The 22,187-nt window shown below is 71.4% G+C and carries 17 protein-coding genes; 5 read left to right on the top strand and 12 right to left on the bottom strand.

The features are described from left to right. Window positions 1-221 precede the first annotated feature (221 nt). The 5 genes from Q4V64_RS02740 to Q4V64_RS02720 all read right to left on the bottom strand — a co-directional run bounded on the left by Q4V64_RS02740 (window position 222) and on the right by Q4V64_RS02720 (window position 7,125). A complete protein-coding gene (locus Q4V64_RS02740) occupies window positions 222-1,448 on the bottom strand; it encodes an IS110 family transposase (RefSeq protein WP_303715414.1) in 1,227 nt (408 codons plus the stop codon). A gap of 238 nt (window positions 1,449-1,686) precedes the next feature. Further along, window positions 1,687-2,985: an ArsB/NhaD family transporter gene (locus tag Q4V64_RS02735; RefSeq protein WP_303708871.1), complete on the bottom strand. Its 1,299-nt coding sequence runs from the start codon at window positions 2,983-2,985 to the stop codon at window positions 1,687-1,689. Between the two features lie 62 nt (window positions 2,986-3,047). Continuing rightward, the gene (locus Q4V64_RS02730) at window positions 3,048-5,423 is read right to left on the bottom strand and encodes a glycosyl hydrolase family 65 protein (protein WP_124436973.1); all 2,376 of its coding nucleotides are present in this window, start codon (window positions 5,421-5,423) and stop codon (window positions 3,048-3,050) included. Between the two features lie 300 nt (window positions 5,424-5,723). Next, the gene (locus Q4V64_RS02725; protein ID WP_124436972.1) at window positions 5,724-6,167 is read right to left on the bottom strand and encodes an OB-fold domain-containing protein; all 444 of its coding nucleotides are present in this window, start codon (window positions 6,165-6,167) and stop codon (window positions 5,724-5,726) included. A gap of 157 nt (window positions 6,168-6,324) precedes the next feature. Further along, window positions 6,325-7,125, bottom strand: coding sequence for a TetR family transcriptional regulator (locus Q4V64_RS02720; protein WP_124436971.1), 801 nt, complete (start codon window positions 7,123-7,125; stop codon window positions 6,325-6,327). A gap of 227 nt (window positions 7,126-7,352) precedes the next feature. Between Q4V64_RS02720 and Q4V64_RS02715 the strand changes: the two genes are divergently transcribed. Both Q4V64_RS02715 and Q4V64_RS02710 read left to right on the top strand, forming a co-directional pair. Next, the gene (locus Q4V64_RS02715) at window positions 7,353-8,018 is read left to right on the top strand and encodes a peptidoglycan-binding domain-containing protein (protein WP_124436970.1); all 666 of its coding nucleotides are present in this window, start codon (window positions 7,353-7,355) and stop codon (window positions 8,016-8,018) included. A 203-nt stretch (window positions 8,019-8,221) separates the two neighbouring features. Next, complete coding sequence (locus Q4V64_RS02710) at window positions 8,222-8,713, top strand: flavin reductase family protein (RefSeq protein WP_124436969.1); 492 nt, start codon at window positions 8,222-8,224, stop codon at window positions 8,711-8,713. A 242-nt stretch (window positions 8,714-8,955) separates the two neighbouring features. Here the strand turns inward: Q4V64_RS02710 and Q4V64_RS02705 are convergent, their stop codons facing one another. The 4 genes from Q4V64_RS02705 to Q4V64_RS02690 form a co-directional block, all read right to left on the bottom strand. Continuing rightward, entirely contained in the window at window positions 8,956-11,331 is a 2,376-nt protein-coding gene (locus tag Q4V64_RS02705; RefSeq protein WP_253266656.1) for a SpoIIE family protein phosphatase, read from the bottom strand. A gap of 205 nt (window positions 11,332-11,536) precedes the next feature. Further along, a complete protein-coding gene (locus Q4V64_RS02700; protein WP_124436967.1) occupies window positions 11,537-12,103 on the bottom strand; it encodes an antibiotic biosynthesis monooxygenase in 567 nt (188 codons plus the stop codon). 80 nt (window positions 12,104-12,183) lie between these two features. Beyond that, a complete protein-coding gene (locus Q4V64_RS02695; RefSeq protein WP_172628959.1) occupies window positions 12,184-12,576 on the bottom strand; it encodes a hypothetical protein in 393 nt (130 codons plus the stop codon). Window positions 12,577-12,832: 256 nt separating this feature from the next. Continuing rightward, complete coding sequence (locus Q4V64_RS02690; RefSeq protein ID WP_172628958.1) at window positions 12,833-13,753, bottom strand: MurR/RpiR family transcriptional regulator; 921 nt, start codon at window positions 13,751-13,753, stop codon at window positions 12,833-12,835. A gap of 159 nt (window positions 13,754-13,912) precedes the next feature. Between Q4V64_RS02690 and Q4V64_RS02685 the strand changes: the two genes are divergently transcribed. After that, window positions 13,913-14,314 carry a DUF3662 domain-containing protein gene (locus Q4V64_RS02685; protein ID WP_124436965.1) on the top strand — a complete coding sequence of 134 codons (402 nt, stop codon included), beginning with the start codon at window positions 13,913-13,915 and terminating at the stop codon, window positions 14,312-14,314. A gap of 46 nt (window positions 14,315-14,360) precedes the next feature. Here Q4V64_RS02685 and Q4V64_RS02680 read toward each other — a convergent pair whose 3' ends face one another. The 3 genes from Q4V64_RS02680 to Q4V64_RS02670 all read right to left on the bottom strand — a co-directional run bounded on the left by Q4V64_RS02680 (window position 14,361) and on the right by Q4V64_RS02670 (window position 19,046). Beyond that, the gene (locus Q4V64_RS02680; protein WP_253266655.1) at window positions 14,361-16,007 is read right to left on the bottom strand and encodes a phospholipid carrier-dependent glycosyltransferase; all 1,647 of its coding nucleotides are present in this window, start codon (window positions 16,005-16,007) and stop codon (window positions 14,361-14,363) included. Between the two features lie 36 nt (window positions 16,008-16,043). Continuing rightward, window positions 16,044-17,972 (bottom strand): phosphatase PAP2 family protein, encoded by a 1,929-nt coding sequence (locus Q4V64_RS02675; protein WP_124436963.1) that lies wholly within the window; start codon window positions 17,970-17,972, stop codon window positions 16,044-16,046. A gap of 171 nt (window positions 17,973-18,143) precedes the next feature. Further along, window positions 18,144-19,046: a BadF/BadG/BcrA/BcrD ATPase family protein gene (locus Q4V64_RS02670; protein ID WP_124436962.1), complete on the bottom strand. Its 903-nt coding sequence runs from the start codon at window positions 19,044-19,046 to the stop codon at window positions 18,144-18,146. 343 nt (window positions 19,047-19,389) lie between these two features. On the opposite strand from Q4V64_RS02670, the gene Q4V64_RS02665 reads away from it, so the two are divergent. Then, window positions 19,390-20,523 carry an ROK family transcriptional regulator gene (locus Q4V64_RS02665; RefSeq protein WP_253266654.1) on the top strand — a complete coding sequence of 378 codons (1,134 nt, stop codon included), beginning with the start codon at window positions 19,390-19,392 and terminating at the stop codon, window positions 20,521-20,523. 273 nt (window positions 20,524-20,796) lie between these two features. After that, window positions 20,797-22,122, top strand: coding sequence for an extracellular solute-binding protein (locus Q4V64_RS02660; RefSeq protein WP_124436960.1), 1,326 nt, complete (start codon window positions 20,797-20,799; stop codon window positions 22,120-22,122). Window positions 22,123-22,187 lie beyond the last annotated feature (65 nt).

The raw sequence follows: 22,187 nt of genomic DNA, 5'->3' as shown, positions 1-22,187 counted from the left end.
TCGAAGCAACTATGGAGCAGGTGTGCGTGACTGGTGAAGGGGTGGTTCAGTGAGGCCTCCGCCGACTGCCCGCCAGCCGCCGACGCACAGAAAGATGACCAGCAGGGCGGCGACGGTCGCGGGGGCGATCAGTGATCCGTCCATGCGCTTACCTCGTTCCGGTCCGGCGGCGGGTTGCGGTGGTGGCAGATGACAGGTCAGACACCCCATGTCGTTGGGGGTCAAGTGGCAGGGGTGTGGGCGTGGTGTGACCAGGCGGTCGCTTCGTCGTAGAGGGTTCGGGTCTTGAGGCATCCGTGGAGGATGCCGACGAGGCGGTTGCCGAGCTGCCGCAGGGCGGGGTTGTAGCCGGCTTCGCGGGCGCGTTGCTTGTCGTAGTAGCGACGGGCGCCGGGTGATGCCCGCAGGGCGGAGAACGCCTGGGTCTGCAGCGCGTCGGCGAGCCGGTTGTTGCGGACGTAGCGGGCCTGGACGGTGTGGCTCTTGCCGGAAGCCCGGGTGATCGGGCTGGTGCCGGCGTAGTTCTTGCGGGCCTTCGCGGACGCGTAGCGGGCGGGGTCGTCCCCGAACTCGGCGAGCACCCGGGCGCCGGTGATCTCCGCGATGCCGGGCATCGAGAGGTAGATCTCAGCGTCCGGGTGCTTCAGAAAATGGGCCTTCACCTGCCCTTCCAGGTCGGTTATCTGCTCGTTCAGCGCGATCAGCAGCTTCGCGTGGGCGGTGGCGGTGGCCGCGTAGGCGGCGGTGACCGGCTCGGGCAGGCCCAGCTGCCGTTCGCGCAGCGCGGTGATGATCGTGGCTGCCTTCGCGTCACGGTTGTGCCGGCGGGCACGGGCCAGGACGGCGGTGATCTGGGCGCGGGTCAGCTTTGCCCCGGCCTGCGGGGTGGGCGCCTTGATCAGCAGTTCCAGCGCGTCCGTGCTGGTCAGCGTGAGACCCGCGTAGGCGTTCAGGGCGGCGGGGAAGTACTCGCGCAGCGTACTGCGCAGCCGCTGGAAGGTGCGGGTGCGTTCCCAGATCAGTGTCTGGTGGGCACGGGCGACAACCTTGACGGCCTGAGCTTGCTCGCTGTCTCCCGCCACCGGCCGCAGCTGGGCCCGGTCGATACGGACCATGTCGGCCAGCGCGTGCGCGTCGCCCTTGTCACTCTTGGCACCGGAGGAGGCGTACCGCTCCTTGAACCGGGCAGCCTGCCGGGGGTTGATGGCGTAGACCTGGTAGCCGCAGGCGATCAGGGCTTGCACCCACGAGCCGCGGTCGGTCTCGATCCCGACCACCACCCCGGCCGAATCCAGGTCCTCGCCGCCGTGCCTCGCGATGAGCTCGTGCAGCTTCGTGATCCCCTCCACACCCTCGGGCAGCCTCGCCGCAGCGAGTTTCCGGCCCGCCTCGTCCTGGACCTCGACGTCGTGGTGGTCTTCGGCCCAGTCATCGCCGATCAGCAGCAACTCACCCTCCCAGTCCGGTACTTCGCTCCGTGCAGCCCGCGGAAGGCGCGGCACGCGGCCTAATGGATCCAGTGCTCACGCCCCACTGCCCGGCGGGCACGCCACCCCATCAACGGTCTGGCCTTCCGGCCCACCAGCAGGGGCACGGTCTGACCTCAGAAGTCGGATGCTTCCGGCGGCGTGAGTGCTCACCCACTGGCGGCTACAGCACCGAGTCTCTACGACCCGACAGCTCCCATTAGGCGAGCGCGAAGTAGCGCAGCCACACATAGCCGAGGGCGACGGTCACGGTGACGGCGGTGACGACCAGACCGTACTTGGTGAACTGCCAGAAGGAGATGGGCTGGCGGTTGCGTTCGGCGATGCCGAGCACCACGACGTTGGCGCTGGCGCCGATCGCGGTGGCGTTTCCGCCCAGGTCCGCTCCCAGTGCCAGGGCCCACCACATGACGTGGTCGCCGTCGCCTCCCATGTTCTGCACCAGGTCGCTGGTGATGGGGGCCATGGTGGCGACGTAGGGGATGTTGTCGATGATGCCGGACATTACGGCGGAGGCGCTCAGCAGGGTCATGGAGCCGCCGAGTTCGTTGTCCCCGATCGCGTCGGTCAGTCGCTCGGAGACGTCACCGATCACACCGGTCTCGATCAGGCCGCCGATCATGATGAAGAGCCCGGCGAAGAAGGCCAGCGTGGGCCACTCGACTTCCTTCAGGACGTCGGTGGTTTCCGCCGAGGAGATCGTGATGAGCAGTCCGGCGCCCAGGAGGGCGACCACACTGGGCTCGTAGTGCAGGAAAGGGTGCAGGACGAAGCCCGCCACGACCAGCACGAGCACGATCAGGCCCTGAGCCAGGAGCCGGGGATCGCGGATGGCCTCGCGTTCCTCCAGCTCCATGATCTCGGCGGCACGGTCCTCGTCGTAGACGAAGGACCTGCGGAACATCACGCGGCACATCAGGACGAGGAGGACGAGCAGGATCGCCGAGATCGGGGCGAGGTGGACCAGGAAGTCGTTGAACGTGAGGCCGGCGCGGCTGGCGATGATGATGTTGGGCGGGTCGCCGACCAGGGTCGCGGTGCCGCCGATGTTCGAGGCCATGACCTCGGCGATGAGGAAGGGCGCGGCGGGCAGCCCCAGGCGCTCGCACACCAGCAGCGTCACGGGTGCGATGAGCAGCACCGTGGTGACGTTGTCCAGCAGGGCGGATGCGAACGCCGTGATGACGACGAGCATGGCCATGACCCGGAAGGGTTTGGCCCGTGCGCGCTTCACGGACCAGATCGCCAGGTACTCGAACATGCCGGTCTTCTTCAGCACACCGACGATCATCATCATGCCCAGCAGCAGGAAGATGACGTTCCAGTCGATGCCGGAGTGCTCGGAGTAGAAGGCCGACTTGTCGTCGGTCGCCCTGATCGCCAACATCAGGCCCGCGCCACCGAGCGCCACGGCGACGCGGTGGATCTTCTCGCTGATGATCAGGGCGTACGCGCCGACGAAGACGACGACCGCGGCCCAGCTGTGCCAGTCGTTCACGATCCGGGCCCCACCCCTGCTCGCTCTTGACGTGTCCGGCGAAGGTCCATCACCCAGTCGGCTCAGTCGGGCAGGGTGAGCGCGTAGGACTCCCCAGGGGCCACGGACACGGTGCGATCGGCGAGGGCCACGGTGATCGGCTCCTGGTCGGACTGCGGCACGGTGATGCGCAGCCGGCGCGGCTGCAGCCGTAGCCGCACGCCCCAGTGGCCCTGGTAGCGGACGGAGAACCCGTATTCGGAGAGCTTCGGCAGCGGTACGGGATCGAACCGCAGTGCGCCACCCCGGGTCTCCAGACCGGTCAGACCTCGCTGGACGAGGTCGAGGGTGCCTGCCATGGCGCCCAGGTGGACGCCCTCGCCGGTGGTGCCGTTGTGCAGGTCGGCGATGTCACCGGCCAGCGCCTCCTGCACGAAGTCCCAGGCCTGGGCGCGCCGGGACCGGGCGAGCACCCACCCGTGGACAAGGCTGCTGAGGGTGGAACCGTGGCTGGTGCGGGCCAGGTAGTAGTCGACGGTGTGCTGCCAGGTGGCGTCGTCGACGTCGTACCCCAACCGCCGGAACAGCCCCTGGAGTTCGGCGTCCGAGAAGAGGTATCCGAGCATCAGGACGTCGGCCTGTTTGGACGCCTGGTAGCGGTTGACGGTGTCCCCTTCCGCCTCCAGGATCCGGTCCAGGCGCCGGATGTCGCCGTACCGGTCACGGTAGGCCTGCCAGTCGAGTTCCGCGAGGTCGCCGTAGCCGGAGAACTGGCTGATCACACCGTCGTGGAACGGGACGTACAGCTTCCGCGAGACGGCGTCCCAGACGTCGAGTTCGTCCAGTTCCATACCGGAGCGTTCGAACAGATCACGGCGGCGGGGTTCGGGCAGTCCGTGCAGCAGGTCGCGGGCGCGGGCGAGGGTCCAGGCGGCGGTGACGTTGGTGTACGCGTTGTCGTCGAGGCCGGGTTCGGTCGCATGGGGATAGGCCTCGTGGTACTCGTCGGGACCGACGACCTCGCGGATCCGGTAGCGGGCGAGCGTGTCGTCATACGTGGCCAGACCGGCCCAGAACCGGGCGATCTGCAACAGCATCTCGGCGCCCTTGGTGGTCAGGAACTCGGTGTCGCCGGTCGCCTCGCAGTACTGCCACACGTTGTAGGCGATCGCCGAGTTCACGTGGTGCTGCAGCAGGGTGTGGTCGGGCAGCCAGCGCCCGGAGCGCGGGTTGAGGTGCAGCCGCTGGGTCTCCTCGCGGCCGTCGCTGCCGCTCTGCCACGGATACATGGCGCCGCTTTGCCCGGCGTCGGCTGCGGCGAAGCGGGCCCTCTCCAGGCGGCGGTGACGATAGCTGAGAAGAGCCCGGGACACCTCCGGGAAGTGCAGGTTGAGGTACGGCAGCACGAACAGCTCGTCCCAGAAGATGTGGCCGCGGTAGGCCTCGCCGTGCAGTCCGCGCGCCGGAACGCCGACGTCCAGGTCGGCGGTGTGCGGGGAGAGTGTCTGCAGGACATGGAAGAGGTGCAGGCGCAGGATCGGGCCCGCGTCGCCGGGCACGTCCAGTTCGGCATTGCGCCACAGCTGCTTCCAGGCCGCGCGGTGGGAGGCGAGCAGGGCCTCGACGCCCGGGGCCCGGCGGACCCGGTCCACGGCCGCATGAAAGGGGTCGCTGATCGCCGGGTCGTGGGAGGTGTGCAGGGCGATCGTCTTGTCGACGGTCACGGGCCGGCCGTCCGCGACCGGGATCCGCAGCAGTTGGACCGCCCGCTCCTCCTCGTGCGCCGTGGAGGCCTCGGCCGACGCGTCGACGACGATACGGCCGGCCAGGCCGATGCGGATGTCGGACGTCCGGGTACGGCAGCGCAGCCACGCGGTCTCGGCGTCCGCGGAGCCGGCGTGGATGTGGACGAGGTGGCGGGAGGCCAGCTGCCGGTAGCGCTCCACTCCGGTGTTGGTGACCGAGCCGTCGAGCGCGGCCTCGACCTCGATCTCCCCGGACCAGCCCTCGGCCGTCAGCTCGGTCCGCAGCAGGGCCAGATGGGGGTCGGCCATATGGACGAGCCGGAGTTGCCGCACCGCGAGGCGGCGGCCGTCCTCGTCCTCGTAACGAACCGTGCGCTCCAGGGTCCCGGTCCGCAGATCCAGGGTCTGCCTGTGGTCGAGAACCTTGTGGGTGTCGGGCGAGAACCATTCGCCGGGGACCGCGCGGAACCGCAGCGGCAACCAGTTCGGGACGTTGACCATGTCCTCGTTCTCGACCTGGCGTCCCGCCACCTGGGACGGGAGCCGGTTGTAGCAGCCGGCCACGTACGTCCCCGGGTAGTGGACGGGATCCGCCACGCACTCGGGGGCCGCACCCCGGGTGGCGAAGTAGCCGTTGCCGAGGGTGCACAAGGACTCGCGCACCCGTTCGTGCGCCGGGTCGTAGTCCTCGTACTTCCAGGTCCAGTCACGCATCCGCGGTCCTCCGGATCGAGCGGCCGCACGGGGGCACCGGCCGGGAGGCCGCGCGGCGTCGTCAGCACCCGTCAGTGTCGAGGCTATGACCGCTGTGCCTCATCGGCGCGGGGACGCGGCGGCGCGGGGACGCGGCGGTGTGATGGAGCAGTGCCTGTCGGTCGCCGGCGACGAGGGCCGTGAGGCCGAGGAGTCGCTTGGTGGGCCCTCTTCGTTGTCGCGGTCGCCATGACGTGGCGAGGTGTCGGCCCGGGGGAGTGGTGCAGTCCGGCGTGGGGGAGCCGTGACCGTGGCGGTGCGTCAGCTCCAGGCGCGGTACGGCTCGTCGACCAGTTGGAAGACCGGCTCGCCCCGCACCGGATCCTTGGCGGTGGACAGCCGGACCCGGTCCCCGCTGTGGATGCCCACGGGCGGGCCCATGACCCGGCCGCGCACGACGAAGCCCTCGGCCATCTCGATCAGGGACACGTTGCGGGCGGCGGGGGTGTTGCGGTGGACCACCGTCGAGTGGCGGACCGTACCCGTGCCCCCGCTGCGCTCCGTGCGCAGGTCGCTGCCCTGGCAGACCGGACACAGCAGCCGGTGGTACATCGCGGTGCCGCACCAGGTGCAGCGCTGGAAGAGGATGGCCTCCGTGCCCGGGCTCCCGAGATCCCCGCTCCTGGGATCCGCGCTCCTGGGATCCAGGACGCCCGCCGCGGAGCCGGCTGTCTGACGAGCAACGCTTCCTGAGGGGTGGTACACGCTGGTCAACTCCCTGCACTCGGCCGGAATCCCGCGTGCGCGGATCACCGTGCACGCACGTGCCCGGTCGCCGTGCCACCGTGCACGCCATCAGAGTATGGCACTCAGTGCCACTCGTAAAGGTACTCCGTACCCTCGATGTTCGAGCCCGTCCCGGTCACTCCCGGCCGGGCGTTCCCGGCGTTCCCGGCGTTCCCGGTGTTCCGAGTGTTCCGAGCGTGGACTCGATCTCCTGGACCACCCGCCACAGCGGTGCTCCGCGTCGGGACACGACGACCATGACGTCCTCGGCGTCCTCGGCCTCCCCGCTCCGCCGCTCGCCGCCGGCGCGCGCGGGAGACGCACCGAAGGCGGTCTGCACATACCCCAGCGCGTGATCCACCGTGGCGCTCGCGTCTCCCTGCCCGTTCGAACGCAGCCAGGAACGCAGCGCGTTGTTGTGCGCCGCGACCACGGCGGCGGCGATCACGTCGGCCTGCAGCGTCCCGTCGCGCCGGCCGGCGAACCGACCCCGCAGGTACTCGGCGAGCGCGCGCTCGTAGCGCCACACCACCGACAGCTCGTACGCGCGCAGGCCGGGCACCTTTTTGGTGAGCCGGTAGCGCTGCACGGAGAACGTCGGATTCTCGGCGTACATCTTCAGCACCAGCCGGGCCGCGTCGCAGACCCGCCCGACGGGTTCGTCGGTGTCGTCGCCGGCGGCCAGGAAGGCAGTCATGTCGGCCAGGCACCGCTCGTGGTCGGGGAAGACCACGTCCTCCTTCGAGGGGAAGTAGCGGAAGAACGACCGCCGCCCGACTCCGGCGAGCGCCACGATGTCGTCGACGGTGGTCTGCTCGTAGCCCCGCTCCAGGAACAGCTGGAAGGCCGCCGCGACGAGCGCGTCCCGCATGGGCGGCTTCGCGGCCGACGCCTCCGCCTTCTCGCCGCGACCGGGCGCCGCGCTGCTGGAGCTCATGGACGGGAACGTAGCACTTGACCGCCGTCATGGCACTCAGTGCATCGGAAGGGGAACTGCGTGCTCTCCGCCGAGGAGTCCCGCCGGCTGTCCGGCAGGCCCGGCAGGCCCGGCAGGCCCGGCGGGCAGTACCTGTTCCTCGGTCGCACTGAACTCTCCGTGCGGCAGACCCGTATGACTCCTCGGGGGACGCCGAAGGCCCCTGCCGAGGGGGGAAGGAGAGCAGGATGCCGATGCCGCCCGACCGTGAGCAGCCGTACGACGAGCCGCCCCTGGAACCGGTGCGGGTGCTGCGCCCGCGCCGCACCGACGCCCTCGCGGAACTCATCCGGGAGTTCCAGGAGAGCACCGGCCGCTACGACTCCGTGGCACTGCCGGGACCAACGTCCGGAACCGAGGACAGGACCCAGGAGCTGCCGCCCGTCGCCGACCACGCGCCTGATGCTGCGAGCGGCGCTCCACGCGGCCGGGTGCCCGGGCTGCGCCGCTTCACCGTCGCCGCCGCCGTGACCACGGCGGCCCTGGTCGGCTTCGGCTGCGCCTTCCTGCTGACCGACCGGAGCGACGGCACCTCCGCGCAGGCCTCCGGCCCGACCCCGTCCGCCGAGCCCACCCCGACCGCCTCCACCTCGCCCCCCTCCGGCGCCACCGACCCCGACGGCCCCGGCACCTTGCGCGAAGGGGACAGCGGCGCCGAGGTGACCGACCTCCAGCAGCGCCTGCGGCGCATCCCGAACGTCTACGACGACGGATCCACCAGCGGCAGCTACGACACCGTCCTGACCGAGGCGGTGGCCCGCTTCCAGCTCTGGTACGGCATCCGCGGCGACGAGACCGGCGTCTACGGCGACGACACCCGGCTCGCCCTGGAGTCCCGCACCGGCGCTGGATGAGACGGGAACGACAGGGACGGAACCGAGAACGAAAGGGACCGAACCGGGAACGACAGGGACCGAACCGAGAACGACAGGGACCGCCCCCACCGCCCCTCGTACGCCATGCCGCCGTACACCGGATGACACGGCCGCCCGGGCCGTGATGAGCTGAAGCCGGGACACCGACCGCGGCAGACGCACCGAACGGGAGCGGCGTGAGCATGGCGGACATGGACGCGTTCATCGGCCGGCTGAACCCGGACATGTGCGTGGTGACCGCCGCCGCGCACGGTGAGCGGGCGGGCTGTCTGGTCGGGTTCGCCTCCCAGTGCTCCATCCATCCCCTGCGGTTCGTCGTGTGGCTGTCCAAGGCGAACCACACCTACCGGGTGGCGCGGTCCGCCCGGTACCTCGCAGTGCATCTGCTCACCGCCGAACAGCGTGCGCTGGCCGAGCTGTTCGGCGCGAACACGGGCGACCGGACGGACAAGTTCGCGCACGTCCGCCGGCGGGAGGACTACGGCGGGGCCGTCGTACTCGAGGACGCGGCGGCCTGGTTCGTCGGCAGCGTCGAACTGCGTGCCGACGCGGGCGATCACGTGGGACACGTCCTCGACCCGGTGGCGTGGGGCGAGCGGGAGGGGGCGGACGGCGGACCGCTGCTGCGGCTCGACGACGCTCGCGGCATCGCGCCCGGTCACCCGGTGGACTGACCTTTCGCCCCGTCGGCTCGAACACCGGGCAACGCCTCGGGAAAGTGCCGGTGGCGACGCATCGTCCGCCGTCACCGTGGGCAGCCCCCGATCGAGGCGACCCGCCCGTCCCGAACCGAAGGCCACGCCGATGAACGGCTCCCGGATCCCCGGCCTGATAATGCCCGCCGTATTCCTGCTGGCCCTCGTCGCCGGCCTGATTTGGTACTGGAGACACCGCGGGGACGACTGAACGTCGCCGGTCACCCCGGCTCGGTCGGCACCCGGATGTCGACGACGCAGACGTCGTCCCGCCGCTCGCCCTCCAGCACCGAGGCGAGCAACAGCCCCAGGGGGCCCGGCCCGTCCGCGGGGTGGGCCATGACGGCCTCGGCCAGCCGCTCCAGGCCCTGGTCGATGCCCTCCGCGGGCCGTTCGACCAGGCCGTCGGTGTACAGCAGGAGCCGGTCTCCCGGTTCGAGGCGGACCTCCGCCTCCTCGAAGTACGGCGCGGAGGTCGCCCCGAGCAGCATTCCGGCCGGCCGGCCGAGATAGCGCACGTCGCCGTCGCGCAGCAGCAGCGGCGGCGGGTGGCCCGCCTGTGCCCAGACCAGACGGTGCTCGTCGGGGTGGTAGCGGGCCAGGACCATCGTCGCGGTGCCGTGGGAGTCCCGGGAGTGCAGCAGCAGCGTGTTGAGCCGGGCGAGCGCGCCGGTCAGCGACGAGCCCGTGATGACCATGCCCTTGGCGGTGAAGCGGAGCTGCGCCATCGTGGCGACCGCGTCGATGCCGTGACCGGCGACGTCGCCGACGACGAACAGGGCGTCGCCGTCGGGCAGTTCGATGGCGCTGAACCAGTCGCCGCCGACGTGGATCCCGGACTGCGCGGGCAGATAGGCGATCTCGACGCGCAGACCCGCCAGGCGCACGGGCCGGGTGGGCAGCGGCAGCAGCGCGTGCTGGAGCCGGGTGGCGAGCGTCCGCTCGGCGCGCAGCACGCCGTGCTGGGTCAGGATCTCCTGCTCGCTCTCGACGAGGGCCAGTTCCGCGCTGCGCTGCGCGGTGAGGTCCTGTACGAAGCCGTGCACCTCGACGGGCGTGCCGTCGACAGCCGGCTCCGCCTCGGCGACTGCCCGCAGATGCCGGATCCCACCGGCGGCCCTGATCCGGAACGGGACGTTGAGCGGTCGCCCGGCGCGTATGAGTTCCCGCACGGCGCGGGCCAGTGGCGGCACGTCCTCGGGCAGCGCGAGGCCCGGGAGGTCGGCGAGGCGGACCGGACCGTGTGCGGGGTCCCGGTCGAGGATGGCGAAGACCTGGGACGACCAGCCGACCTCGTCCGTGACCAGATTCCAGTTCGCCCAGCCCAGGTTGCCCAGCCGCTGCATGTCCGCCAGCCGCTGCTCCTGCCGGTCCGAGGAGTCCTGCCGGAGCCAGACGACGATCAGCCCGCCGCCCAGCCGGGACGCCCGCACCACGTACGTCGAGAACTCCGCGGTACCGGCCACGACCTCCTGGTCGGCGAACGACCGGCCTTCGTACGGCTCTCCGGTGGCCAGCGTGTGCAGGTACCCCTGCCACAACTCCTCACCCGCCATGCCCGGGAAGCACTCCAGGATCCTGCGGCCGACCAGTTCGCGGCCGGTGCGGCCGACGGCGTCGACCGCCTGAGCCGTCGCGGCGTCCACCCGGTAGTCCTCGACCTCTCCCGTGGGAGCGTGCAGCGGCGTCAGCAGCATCGCCGCGCCCGGCAGCGCGTCGAACACCGCCTGCACGGCACCACCGGCGGCGTACTCCTGCCGGGGGCCGAAGTCCCGCAGCCGCCCCGCGCACATCCGGGCGACGGCCCGCAGAAGCTGCCGGTCCGACGGTGTGAACGGTCCGCCGCGGCCGCGCAGGACGCCGATGCAGACGTCGGCCGTGTCCCCGTCCGGCACGGGCAGCCAGGCGCGGGACCGCCAGCGCTCGGGCGGAACCCCGATGAGCGGGTACCGCTCCCGGTCCGCCGCGAGATCCTCCAGCCAGCGCGGCTCCCGCGCCCGGAGCGCCTCAAGGGCGGCGATCCGGCTCAGCGGGGGCACATGACGCCACTGGACGGCCAGGGTGTCGTCGATGCCGGCATGCCCGGCCAGCTCGAGTCCTCCGGCCGGCAGGCACCGGAAGAGCATGACCGCGTCGGCACCCACTTCGGGCCCCAGGTGTTCCAGCAGGCATCGGGCGAGACCCTGCGGGGACCCGACACGGACCAGGGCCTCGCCCAGGCGGCCGAGCACGGCGGAGCCGTCGTCCGCGCCCGCGGCCCGGTCCGCTTCGGCCCGGTCCGCTTCAGCCCGGTCCGCTTCGGCCGGGTCCCCGCCGGCGGGGACGCCGGACATCGGGCGGTCGGACGGAGAGTCGCCGGGGACGGCGGTGTCGGGATCGGGCTCCTCGTGCGAGGGGCGCGCGGTGTGGTGCAGCGGGGGTACCAGACCCCCGAGCGTGATCCAGCACTCCTCCAGCACCGTGCGGTTGCCCGCCTTGGCCCGCTGCAGCAGCTCCTCGCCCGCGGCGTCCGGCGAGCAGCCGGTCAGCGCCATCAGCGCGCCCTTGGCCCGCTCCACGACGGCCGACGTCGCCGCCTGGTCCCGCAGCCGGTCCATCTCGGCGCGCTGCCGGGCAACGACCTTGGCCAACGCTGCCAAGTCGGGCACGGGGCCGGGATCAGCGGGGCCGGCGGGCTCGCTCGTCACGCGTCGAGCATCGCACATGAGGCCCGCATCGCTCGCGGGCTTGTGCCCGCGGCCCGCACCTGTCGCTGCGGGCCGGGCGGCGGGTTCCGCTTCCGCCCGGCGCGCACGGCCGCCGTCAGGGGTTCGGCGGCGGGTACAACCACAGCCGCAGCAGTCGACTCAGCGACGGCATGACCAGATACGTCAGCACCGGCAGCAGCACGATCGGGAACACGGCCGCGCGCAGCGGCAGGGGCCACGTGGTCGTCTGGGGCGTCACCAGCCACTGGATCAGGAAAGTGAACGGATAGGCGCCGAGGAAGGTGGTGAGCACCATCTTCCACCGGGGAGGGGCCTGCACGGTGGTGCCGGGCAGGCTGAACCAGGTCTCCATCCCCGTCGTCGACTGCCGCTCACTGCCGATCTCCGTTGCGACATCCTCGATCCGCTCGTGCCACGAGGCCCGCTCGTCCGACTCCAGCCAGGCGGTGAGCCGGTGCGCGTCGGACCAGCGCAGCACCGCGTGGAAGCAGTGACTGTCCTCGGGGCGCAGCCAGGAGACGCCCTCGTTGCCCGGGAACTCTCTGGCGCAGCGGGTAATTCCGTGCGTCCACTCCTCGAACTCCTGCTCCCGGCCGGGGCGCACCTGCCAGGTGAGAACCGTGGTGATCGGCTCGCCCCGCCGCACATCGGTGGTGCTCATGCTCACCACGTGTGCCACGCGAGACTCGGGTCATGCCCCTACGCCCGAGTACGGGGTGGTACGCCCGAGTACGGGGGGCCTCAGCGTCCGTGCGCGTGCTCGACCAAGGCCTGTGTGACCGCCCGGACGCTGCGGGCGATGTGCTGGAGCTGCAGGACCTCCGCCGCGTACAGCTTGATCGTGTGCTCGATGACCGACTCCGGCAGACCGAGCCGGGGCAGGTCGGCCCGGGCCGTCTGCAGGGCGGTGCGGGCGACCCGGATCTCGTGCTGTACCTGGATCTGCGCATGCCGGGCGAGCAGCACGGGGTGACGGATCAGGGCCGGGTAGCTGGCATAGCGCGCCGGCACGAGCTCGCGCAGCCACTTGGCCGCCGAGCGTTCCCAGTCGTAGCTGCCGGGGGACTTGACCTGGCACGGCCAGTCCGGGCTGATGCGCGTGGTCGTCCGTGTGGTCGTCAGGGGCATGGTCATCGCTTCCGGGTGTGCGGCGTCGTGAGGGTGGTCCGACGGGGTGGGGCGGCCCCGGTCCAGGGGATGAACGGAGCCGCCCCGACCGAACACCCTGGGCGCCGACGCGGGTAGGAGACGGCGGCTCGGGTGCGATCAGTGAGCAGTATTTATATATGCCGTCCGCTTTGCAAGGAGCATGAAAACATTCATGCGCGCTATGGAAGGGATGATCCCGCTGTGTCCGGATGAGGGCGGAGTGTTACTCAGGCCTGGAGAGTCAGTCCCGGAGGAAGAACTGGTGCTGGTCGGAAATCTGCTCGTACTCCTCCAGCCGCGCCTGGGTGCGCTCCGGGTCGGCGTCGGTCATGGCCTGCAGCAGCGCGGCGGCCATCACGCCGGGCGCGGCGTAGGAGTCGAAGACCAGACGGGAGCCGGTGCCGGTGGCGAAGACGATGTCCGCCTCGTCGGCCACCGGTCCGAGCGCCAGGTCGGTGATCAGCGCGACCTTCAGTCCCGCGCTGCGCGCGACCCGGACGGCGGTGAGGGTCTCCTGGGCGTGCCGGGGCATCGAGAACGCCAGCACCCAGGTGCCGCCGGCCGCGTGCGACTGGACCAGCGCGTCGTAGGCGACGCTGCCGCCCCGCGTCACCAGCCGAACATCCGGGTGGACCCGGCGGGCGGCGTAGGCGAAGTACTCGGCCAGCGACGCCGAGATGCGCACACCGAGGACGGTCAGCGGGGTCGACCGGGACAGCTTGCGGCCGATGTCGATCACCTGGTCGGGGTCGGCGAAATCGCGCCGCAGGTTCTCCAGGTTCTCGATCTCGGCGTCGACCGCCGCCTGGAGTTCGTTGCCGTTCTCCTCCGCCGCCGCGGGCCCGCCGGCGAGGGTGCCGAGCGCGATCGACTGGAGCTTCTCCCGTAGCGCGGGGTAACCGCTGAAGCCGACGGCCGCGGCGAAACGCGTCACCGAGGGCTGGCTCACGCCGACGCGCTCGGCAAGGTCGGTGATCGAAAGGAAGGCCGCCTCGGTGATGTGCTCGATCAGGTACTGGGCGATGCGCCGCTGCCCCGGGGACAGCCGGGGCCGGTCGAAGAGTGCCCTGAGCTGGGACGTCGGGGAGGCCTCCGCCTCCGGTGCGGTCTTTCCCGAGGTGATCGCTGATGCCTGGGCGCGTGCCTGCTGCGGCGATGGCACCGGTGCGTCTCCTTTTTCTCCCACAGCGACTCAACATAGCTCACACACTGTGGTGACCAGGGCCTGTGCGAAGGCATTCGGTGACCGGCGGGAGGGACGGATACGCGCACGCGGGACGGGAACCCGCCCCCGACGACTTCAGAGAGGAGGAGGACACGCATGAGTGCGATCAGCGCGGTGGAACAGGCCTTGGAGAACCGGTGGGAGGCGCTGTGGGCGAGGGTCTTCGACAAGGAACCCGTCGAACTCCTCGACGCGCTGCGCCGCGAGTGCGACAGCAACGTCGTCGTCTGCAGCGAGACCCGGACCGTGGTGCCCAACGCCTACGACGTCGAACTCGCCGACTCCGTGCACGACGAACTCACGCGCCGCGGCAGCCGCGTCGGCCAGGCACTCACCGACAGTCTGGTCCGGCATGCCGAACGCCACGGCTACGAGTGGGCGGGCCCGCTCACGGTGCACCTCACCAGGTCCGCGCACGTGCCCAACGGCCGTTACCGCGTGGCCAGCAGCGTGATGCCGCATGTGAGCGCGGAGGGGTTCCAGCACACGTCGACTTAGGCTCACCGCGAGCGGACGTCGACTTGGGCTCACCCGCGAGCGGACGTCATCGACGGTAGATCGTGATCGAGTGACCGACGTCGTCGATCGGCCGACTGCTGTCGATCAGCTGGTCCAGCCGCCCCTTCGCTTTGGCAACCGAGGAGTTCGACACGACCAGCAACCCGCGCACCTGCCGTACGGGTACTCCGCTCGGGTCGGACGCGTGGATGCCGTAGCAGGACGGCATGCCGCTGCCCTTGTACACGAGCCAGATCCGCTCGCCGCGGTACCGCTCGCGCAGCCGGTCGGCGAGCCGGCCGAGGTCCTGGCCCCAGTCGACGTTGGAGTCGTGCAGCCGCAGCCGGGTCTTGGCCGGCCCGCCGAACGCCTCGTTGGAGTACGGCAGGTAGTAGGGGTAGGTCCGCAGGGAGCTGACCGCGACGAACAGCACCAGCGCGCCCGCCACGACCGGCACCCACCGTAGCCGCCCCCGCACGGCGAGGACGCAGCCCGCCGCCACCGCCAGGAACATCGGCAGGAAGACGGCGTAGCGGGTGCCGAAGTCCCGGGTCCCCTCCATGGCCGCGGCCAGCAGCACCGCGGCGGGCACGAGCAGATACGGCGCCGCGGGGCGCAGCCGTCGTACCGTCACCACCACGACGGCGCCGGCGGCCCACAGCGCGAGCATGCCGAGGGGTGTCTTCACCAGCAGCGCGACCGGCAGGTAGTACCAGCGGGACCCGTTGTACACCTCGCCGAACAGGAAGCCCTGCCACGGCTGGTTCTCCAGACCGAACTGGATGCGCATCCCGTCCCGGTACGCCTCCGGGAACGGCAGCAGTTCGACGAGCAGCCTCCGCCGCCCGTGCAGGACGGGCACATGTTGCTGGGGCGTCCAGCGCAGCAGCGGGTCGACGGCCAGATACGACGCCCATACGACGGCGATCGCGACCAGCGCCACCACGGCAGCGCCCCCGGCCGCCCGCAGCAAGGCCCTGCGCCGGTCCGCCGTACTCCCGCGCCAGGCCGTCACGGCAGCGAGCGCCACCAGCACCGGAACCGCGGCCAGCGCGCTCATCTTCGTGGCCACGGCCGCGCCGAGCGCCACCCCCGCGAGCGGCAGGAACAGCCGCGGCCGCCGGCGCGCCCGCCACAGCAGCCAGGCCGAGGTCAGCAGGAACCCGGCCGCCGGCACGTCGAGTGTGGCCAGCGAGCCGTGCGCGATGACGTCGGGGGAGAAGGCGTACAGGGCGAGCGCCGCCAACCCGCCCGTCGCGCCCGCGAGTTCACGGGCGAAGGCGAAGACGACGAGCCCGAACAGCAGCGTCAGCACGATCACCGGCAGACGGGCCCACAGCATCAGCCGCCACGGGTCGTTGCCCGACTCGTACAGCAGATGCCGGCCCAACTCGCCCTGACCGCCGGTGAAGGAGGCATCGACCTGCGGATCGGCGAGCGCCACGCCTGCGGAGATGACGAGCTTTCCGAGCGGCGGGTGTTCGGGGTTGTGGCGCAGCCGGTGCTCGTGCAGGTAGTCGGCGGCCGTTCCCACGTAGACGGGTTCGTCGATGGTCGGCGTCTGCCGCACGGCCGTCGTCACCATCGCGACGGCCAGCTGGGCGAGCAGCACGACCACGAGCAACGGCACGAGCCACCGCCCGCCGACCCGCTCCCGCGACCGCGCGGCGGGAGCGATGCGGAGGCGTCTCATGCGCCTACTCTGCATCAGCTCCCGCCACAGGGGGCATTACCGCTTCACGAGTCGTACCGACAGACCTTCCGTCGTGTAGACGGGTACGGCACGCAGTGTGTCGGAGTCCAGCTCGACGCGGTCGAACTGGCCACGCAGCTGCGGAGCGTCGAGCACGGGAACGACGGTCCCGGCGACGGGCGGGCGGTCGGTGTCGAGCCGCAGCGCCAGCACACTGCCCCGGCCCAGCACGACCCGGCGCTTCACCTCGAGGGCGGGGCCGTGGTTCTTCCGGAGCGACAGCTCGAGCGTGCCGCCCTCCTGGACGTAGGTACCGCGCACCCGCAGAACCTTGTCCGCGCGGAGCGTGCCGCCCACGACCCGGACGTCACCCTCACCCAGCGCGTTGGGCGACGCGGCGACCAGCACCCCTTCCTCGACCACGGTCGCGCCCTTGTAGCGGTTGTGCCCAGCCAGGGTGAGCGTGCCGCTGCCCCGCTTGGTCAGCCCGCCGTCGCCCGTGATGTCGTTGCGCCAGCTGTCGGCCGCCCGGAAGCCGCCGGCCGCCGCGTCGAGCGTGACGGTCACGTCGGAGTCGAAGGCGCCGTAACCGTCCGCAGCGGCGAACAGGTTGAGCCGCCCCCACTGCTCGAAGCCGTCCAGCAGGACGTACCCGGCGGGCAGCGCGGTCGTGCGCAGCACCTCGCGCCGCTGCGCCGCGTCCAGGTACGGCAGCCGTGTTTCCAGCAGCACCTCAGCGCCCTTCGGCACGGTCAGGGGCGCCTTGCGTCCCTCGCGCTCCAGCACATAGGTCAGCCTGGGCTCCACCGCGCGGGCGTTGGCGTCCCGGTCGGCGTACGGGTCGCTGTCGGTGCCGGCCGAGTGCGCGTAGGCCAGCAGCGCGTCGGTGCCGGTCTTCTCCTTGAAGTAGGCCAGCGCCTGGGCCCGCGCCTCCGCCTTGAGCTGTGCGTTCGCCGGGTCGGCCAGCGCGGCCGCGGCCAGGGCGGTGGCCATGATCCGGCCGCCGAGGACGTCGACCGTGGAGTGCATGCCGGCCACGATCCGGGTGTGGCTGAGCTCGAACGCGGCCGTGACCAGCTCCTGGAAACGCTCCGGGACGGCGTAGGCGTAGGCCAGGGCCGCCAGGTGGAGGGCGTTGGTGTGACCGCTGGGGAAGCCGCCGTCGTCGGCCGGGTTCTCGCTGCGCTGGCGCAGCAGCTGCGGGACGACGACCACCTTCGAGTCGTAGACCGGGTAGCCGAACGTGTCCTTGGCGCCCGTGTCGACGACCTCGCTGTCCTCGTTCATGCGCCACGGACGCGGGTACTGGAAGGCGAACTTGGCCGGGTTGCCCGAGGCGAACGGACCGCGCACCGTGTCGACCAGCTTGGCCACCTTGCCGAGCGCCGAGTCGTACGAGCCGGCGCCGAGGGCCGAACCGGCGGGCGCGTCGGCGGGTACGGCGTCGCTGATCTTCCCGGCAGGCGTGCCGTCCGGGGCGCTGGTGATGGAGGTGACGGCCTTGGCGCCCGCCTTGTACAGGTCGGCCAGCGGTCCGAGGCCGGCGATCACCGAGTAACTCTGGTGCTGGCGGTCGACGATGAAGGCTTCCTTCGTCTGCGCCTCGGTGCGCGCGGAGGTGATCCGCGCGCAGTAGCGCATGTTGGCGCGCAGCACCTCGGGCCTCAGCGGCACTCCGGCGTTCCAGGCGTCGCCGGTCTTCCACACCACGGCGAATCCGCCGAGGATGCGGATCACCGCGTTGGTCTCGGGCGTCTGGTTCGCCACGACGTTGGTCTTGTAGTCGTCGACGAACGCGGCGGGGCCGGCGGCGGCCTTCGCGTCCGCGGCGGCCAGCCACGTGACGAAGGTGGGCGCGGCCAGCGCACCGGCCGAGGCGCCCAGGGAGGTCTTGAGGAACCCCCTTCGGTTCACGGCGCGTTCACGGACCGACGCGGGGGAGTGGTGCCCGGCTGGTGACGGCATGCGTCTGCCTCTCTTGAGTTCTTCGGCCGTGCGGCCGGGAGGGTGTGCGAACGATCGCGGCTCGTGACGCGGCGGGTGACGCAGGGGTCGGATGCGCTTTGGCGAGCCGTACGAGCGAAGATCTACGGGCGAGTTGTGTCGGATCGGGGAGGGTCGGGCGTCCGCCACGTGTCATACGAGTGAACGGGCCATCGTCACGGCACCCTCGACCGGCGGTACCCCGAGGGGCCTCGGCCGGGCGGCCGGCACGCTCTCGGCCAGGGCCGACACGAAGGCGTCGTACAGGGCGGGTTGGGCGAGGACCGTGCTGCCCGCCACCACGACGTCGTCGACCACCACCCCGCGTCCGGCGAGCCGTTCGACTAGCCCGGCGAGCGAGCGACCACCCTCGGCGATCACCGTACGAGCCAGGCCCGAGCCGGCCTCGGCGGCGGCGAACACCACGGGCGCGTGCCGGCCCCACTCGGCGGACACGTCCGACGCGCCTTCCAACGCCGCCCCGAGCGCCGGTGTCTCGGCGACATCGAATGCGGCCATGAGCCCCTTGGCGAGTTCGTCGGGTTCGTCACCGCGGTCATGTGCCGCCCACGCGGCGCGCGCGGCCTCACGGACGAGACCGGCCGAGCCGCCCTCGTCGCCGAGGACCGCGCCCCAGCCGCCCACCTGGACAGGGCTGCCGTCCTCGAGGCGGGCCACCGCGACGGAACCCGTGCCGGCGACGAGGCCGACACCACGGTCGAGACCGGCGGCGGGAACGAGGAGTTCGGCGTCGCCCACGACCAGCGCGGGCGCGTCGAAGTGCAGTTGCAGCGCGGTGCGTATCTGGGCGCACTGGCGGGGCGTCTCACAGGCATGTCCGCCCACGGCGACGGCCGCGGGGCGTGCCCCCGCCGGCAGGGCGCCGGCGACCAGCGCGGCCAGCCATCCGGCGGCGGCGACCGGATCGTGCGGCCGCCAGCCGCTGCTCGGGCGGACGTGGTCGGCGACCAGGTCGTCCCCCGCGAAGGCGCGGAGATGCGTCTTGGTGCCGCCCACGTCGATACCGACCACGAGGGGTGGCGTGGAGTCCTGCACGGAACCTCTTTCGTCGTTGCGCGGGGCTGCGACGGTGGGCGAACCGTGGCTGGAACATGGGGAGTTGAGGAGCTGGGGAGGTGCTAGGGAAGCCCCGGGACAGGCCTCGGACGGAGCACGGCAGGCGAGTACCGTGAAGTTCGTTAGGAAACTAACTAACGAAGTACAGTGCGTCAAGAGGCATCACGCACTCGACCGCCGCAACGCCCCCTCGGGGTCGCCGCGAGGCGGGAACGCGTGACGCCAGGGCATCCCATCGCCGCATCCCGCGGAGACGGTCGAGCAGAGACGACCGACCCGGGAGCGCGGCCTTGACCTGTGTGGGAGAACTGTGGAACACGACGTGGCGAAAGCCCCGCGCCTGACCGAGAGCGCCAGCGCGGTGTTCGCCGTGCTGGCCGGGGCGGGCACGGCGACCCGGCCGCGGCTCGCGAGCCTGGCGGGCCTGTCCAAGCCGACGGTGTCGACCGCCGTCGCCGAACTGGAGAGCGCCCGGCTCGCCGCCCACTCCGGCACCGCCTCCAGCGGCACGGGCCGCACCGCCGCCGTATACCGTCTCGGACCGGCCGCCGGGGCCGTACTCGCCGTCGACCTCGGCCCCGCCCTCACCCGGGTGCGCGGCTGCGCCCTGGACGGCACCCTCCTCGCCCAGGCCACCGGCCCCCGGGAGGAAGCCGCCGACGTCGTACGCGAGGCCCTCACCGCGCTGCCCGCCGACGCCCCGCTGCGCACCATCGTCGTCGCTGTCGGTGACGTCACCGCGCCGGAGAGGGAGGGCGCCGAGGTGCGCCCCGCGACCGCCAAGGCCGGTCCCGTCTTCGACGCCATGGCCGTCGCGCTGCCGCCGGGCGTTCCCGTCCACCTCGAGAACAACGTCAACTGCGCCGCGCTCGCCGAGCTGCACGAGGGCGCCGCCCGCGGCCGCCACACCTTCGGCTATCTGCGGATCGGCGTGGGTATCGGCCTCGGCATCGTGGTCGGCGGTCAGGTGCTGCGCGGCGCGAACGGCGCCGCCGGTGAGCTGGCCCGGCTGCCCTACCCCTGGGACGACGACCGGGAGCCGCACCACGAGGCCCTGGAGGAGTACATCGGCGCCCGCTCCCTGCTCAGACGGGCCGCCGAGGCCTGGCAGGACGCCGACGGGCCGTGCCCCAGCACCGCCGACCGGCTCTTCGCGCTCGCCGGGGAGGGGCTGGCCGCGGCCCGCGCCGTCGTGGGCCGCCACGCCATCGACGTGGGCCGCCTCGCCGCCGCCGTGACCGCCGTGCTGGACCCGGGGCTGATCGTGCTGGGCGGCAGCACCGGGGCGGACCCGCAGCTCCTGCCCGGTGTGCGGGCCGAGCTGGCCCGGCTGAGCTGGCCCACCGAGGTGGTCAGCAGCACGATCGGAGATCTCGGTACAGTCGTGGGCGCCGCCCGGCTCGCGGTCGCCCGGGGAGTCCAAACCGTGACCGAAGCCGCGGGGACGAAGGATTGACGGCCTCCGACTCGGTCTGCCAATGTCCGGACAAGCGCTTTCTAAGTCGGCCGGGACGCCGGCTTGGGGCGAGCGTCCCAGCCGTACACGACGTACGGCAGCCGCACGAGGGCGTGCCCGTGCGGTGACGGCCAGGACGGCCGGGGATCCCGCCCCGCGTGGACGATGCGGCCGGGCGAGGCCGCGCCCCCGGAAAGTGACTCTTCTTGCACAATGCACCCGTGCCGCCTCGGTCGGCGCCGGGCCGTCTCCTACGACGAAAAGGGATCGAAGATGACCACTGTGGGTGTGCGGCGCTCCCGCCGACTCGGCCGCGGCGGCATGCGCCGCCTGGTTCCCCTCGCTGCCGTGGCCACGGCAGGTGCCCTGTTGCTCTCCGCCTGCGGCGGGTCGGACTCCGGCTCGGGCGGGAACTCCAAGTCGCTGACGTTCTGGATCTCCACGGTTCCGGGGCAGGACGCGGGCTGGAAGAAGATGGTGGCGCAGTACAAGAAGGAAACCGGCGTCAAGGTCAAGCTCGTCAACATCCCCTACGACGGCTATGCGCCGAAGCTGCGCAACGCCGCGCAGGCGAACTCGCTGCCCGACGTGGCGACCGTGCCGGCGCTGGACCCGATCTGGTCGAACAAGCTGATCGACCTCAGCTCCATCGCCAACAACAAGAGCAACAAGATCAACGCCAACTTCCTCGCCAAGGACTCGTCCGGGAAGGTGCTGGCCATCCCCTCGGACGTCACCGCGTCCGGCATGTTCATCAACGAGACGCTGTTCAAGAAGGCCGGCGTCGCCTTCCCGACCTCGCCCCAGAAGACCTGGACCTGGACCGACTTCATCGCCGCGGCGAACAAGGTCCGTGAGAAGACCGGCGCCAAGTACTCCCTGACGTTCGACCAGTCGCCGTCCCGGCTGCGCGCCATGGTGTACGAGATGGGCGGGAAGTACGTCCACGCGGACTCCTCCGGCAAGTTCTCGGCGGACGCGGCGACCAAGAAGGCCGTGAACTACTTCGTCGGGCTGAACGACGACAAGACCATGCCGAAGTCGGTGTGGACGAGCGGCGCCGACCCGTCGGCCATGTTCCAGAGCGGTGACGTGGTCGCCTACTGGTCCGGTGTGTGGCAGGTTCCCGCCTTCGCGGAGAGCATCAAGAAGTTCGACTGGGCGAGCGTCCCGACTCCCGCCCAGCCGGTGCAGGCCAGCGACGTCAACAGCGGCGGCCTGACGGTGGGCTTCAACAACAACGGCGACGCGGCCACCGCCGCGACGAAGTTCCTGTCCTGGCTGTACGAGCCGGCCCACTACCAGGCGCTGTGCGAGGCGTCCGGGTTCCTGCCGGTCGAGAGCGGTCTGAACCCGAAGTACCCCTTCACCTCCGAGGCGGCGCAGGCGGCGTTCAAGCTGTACAACGAGTCCATCCCGCTCTACGCCCCGATCTCCGGGTACTTCAACACCGCGCAGACGAATTGGGTGCTGAAGGGCAAGAGCCTCACCGAGGACCCGACCAAGACGGAGCTCGGCAAGGCGATCAACGGGCAGCAGTCGGCCGACAAGGCACTGGAGAACATCGTGTCCGGCTACAACCAGCAGGTCGGCGGCTGAGCGTAGGCCGGCAGGCCCGGGCGGCGGTGTCCCGACCCCGCCGCCCGGCCTCGGGCGCCCACGTG

The organism is Streptomyces sp. NL15-2K, from assembly GCF_030551255.1.
In the GTDB taxonomy this organism is placed as follows: Bacteria; Actinomycetota; Actinomycetes; order Streptomycetales; family Streptomycetaceae; genus Streptomyces.
Note: the sequence above shows the minus strand (reverse complement) of the source record. Positions and strands in the feature narration are given on the sequence as shown.

Coding starts and splice junctions, on each gene's coding strand:
- Q4V64_RS02705 (WP_253266656.1), bottom strand. CDS start 11,331: ATGGACCGGCTGCGGGACCAGGCGGCGACGTCGGCCGTCGTGGAGCGG.
- Q4V64_RS02710 (WP_124436969.1), top strand. CDS start 8,222: ATGGCGGACATGGACGCGTTCATCGGCCGGCTGAACCCGGACATGTGC.
- Q4V64_RS02720 (WP_124436971.1), bottom strand. CDS start 7,125: ATGAGCTCCAGCAGCGCGGCGCCCGGTCGCGGCGAGAAGGCGGAGGCG.
- Q4V64_RS02715 (WP_124436970.1), top strand. CDS start 7,353: ATGCCGATGCCGCCCGACCGTGAGCAGCCGTACGACGAGCCGCCCCTG.
- Q4V64_RS02685 (WP_124436965.1), top strand. CDS start 13,913: ATGAGTGCGATCAGCGCGGTGGAACAGGCCTTGGAGAACCGGTGGGAG.
- Q4V64_RS02680 (WP_253266655.1), bottom strand. CDS start 16,007: ATGAGACGCCTCCGCATCGCTCCCGCCGCGCGGTCGCGGGAGCGGGTC.
- Q4V64_RS02700 (WP_124436967.1), bottom strand. CDS start 12,103: ATGAGCACCACCGATGTGCGGCGGGGCGAGCCGATCACCACGGTTCTC.
- Q4V64_RS02695 (WP_172628959.1), bottom strand. CDS start 12,576: ATGACCATGCCCCTGACGACCACACGGACGACCACGCGCATCAGCCCG.
- Q4V64_RS02660 (WP_124436960.1), top strand. CDS start 20,797: ATGACCACTGTGGGTGTGCGGCGCTCCCGCCGACTCGGCCGCGGCGGC.
- Q4V64_RS02730 (WP_124436973.1), bottom strand. CDS start 5,423: ATGCGTGACTGGACCTGGAAGTACGAGGACTACGACCCGGCGCACGAA.
- Q4V64_RS02675 (WP_124436963.1), bottom strand. CDS start 17,972: ATGCCGTCACCAGCCGGGCACCACTCCCCCGCGTCGGTCCGTGAACGC.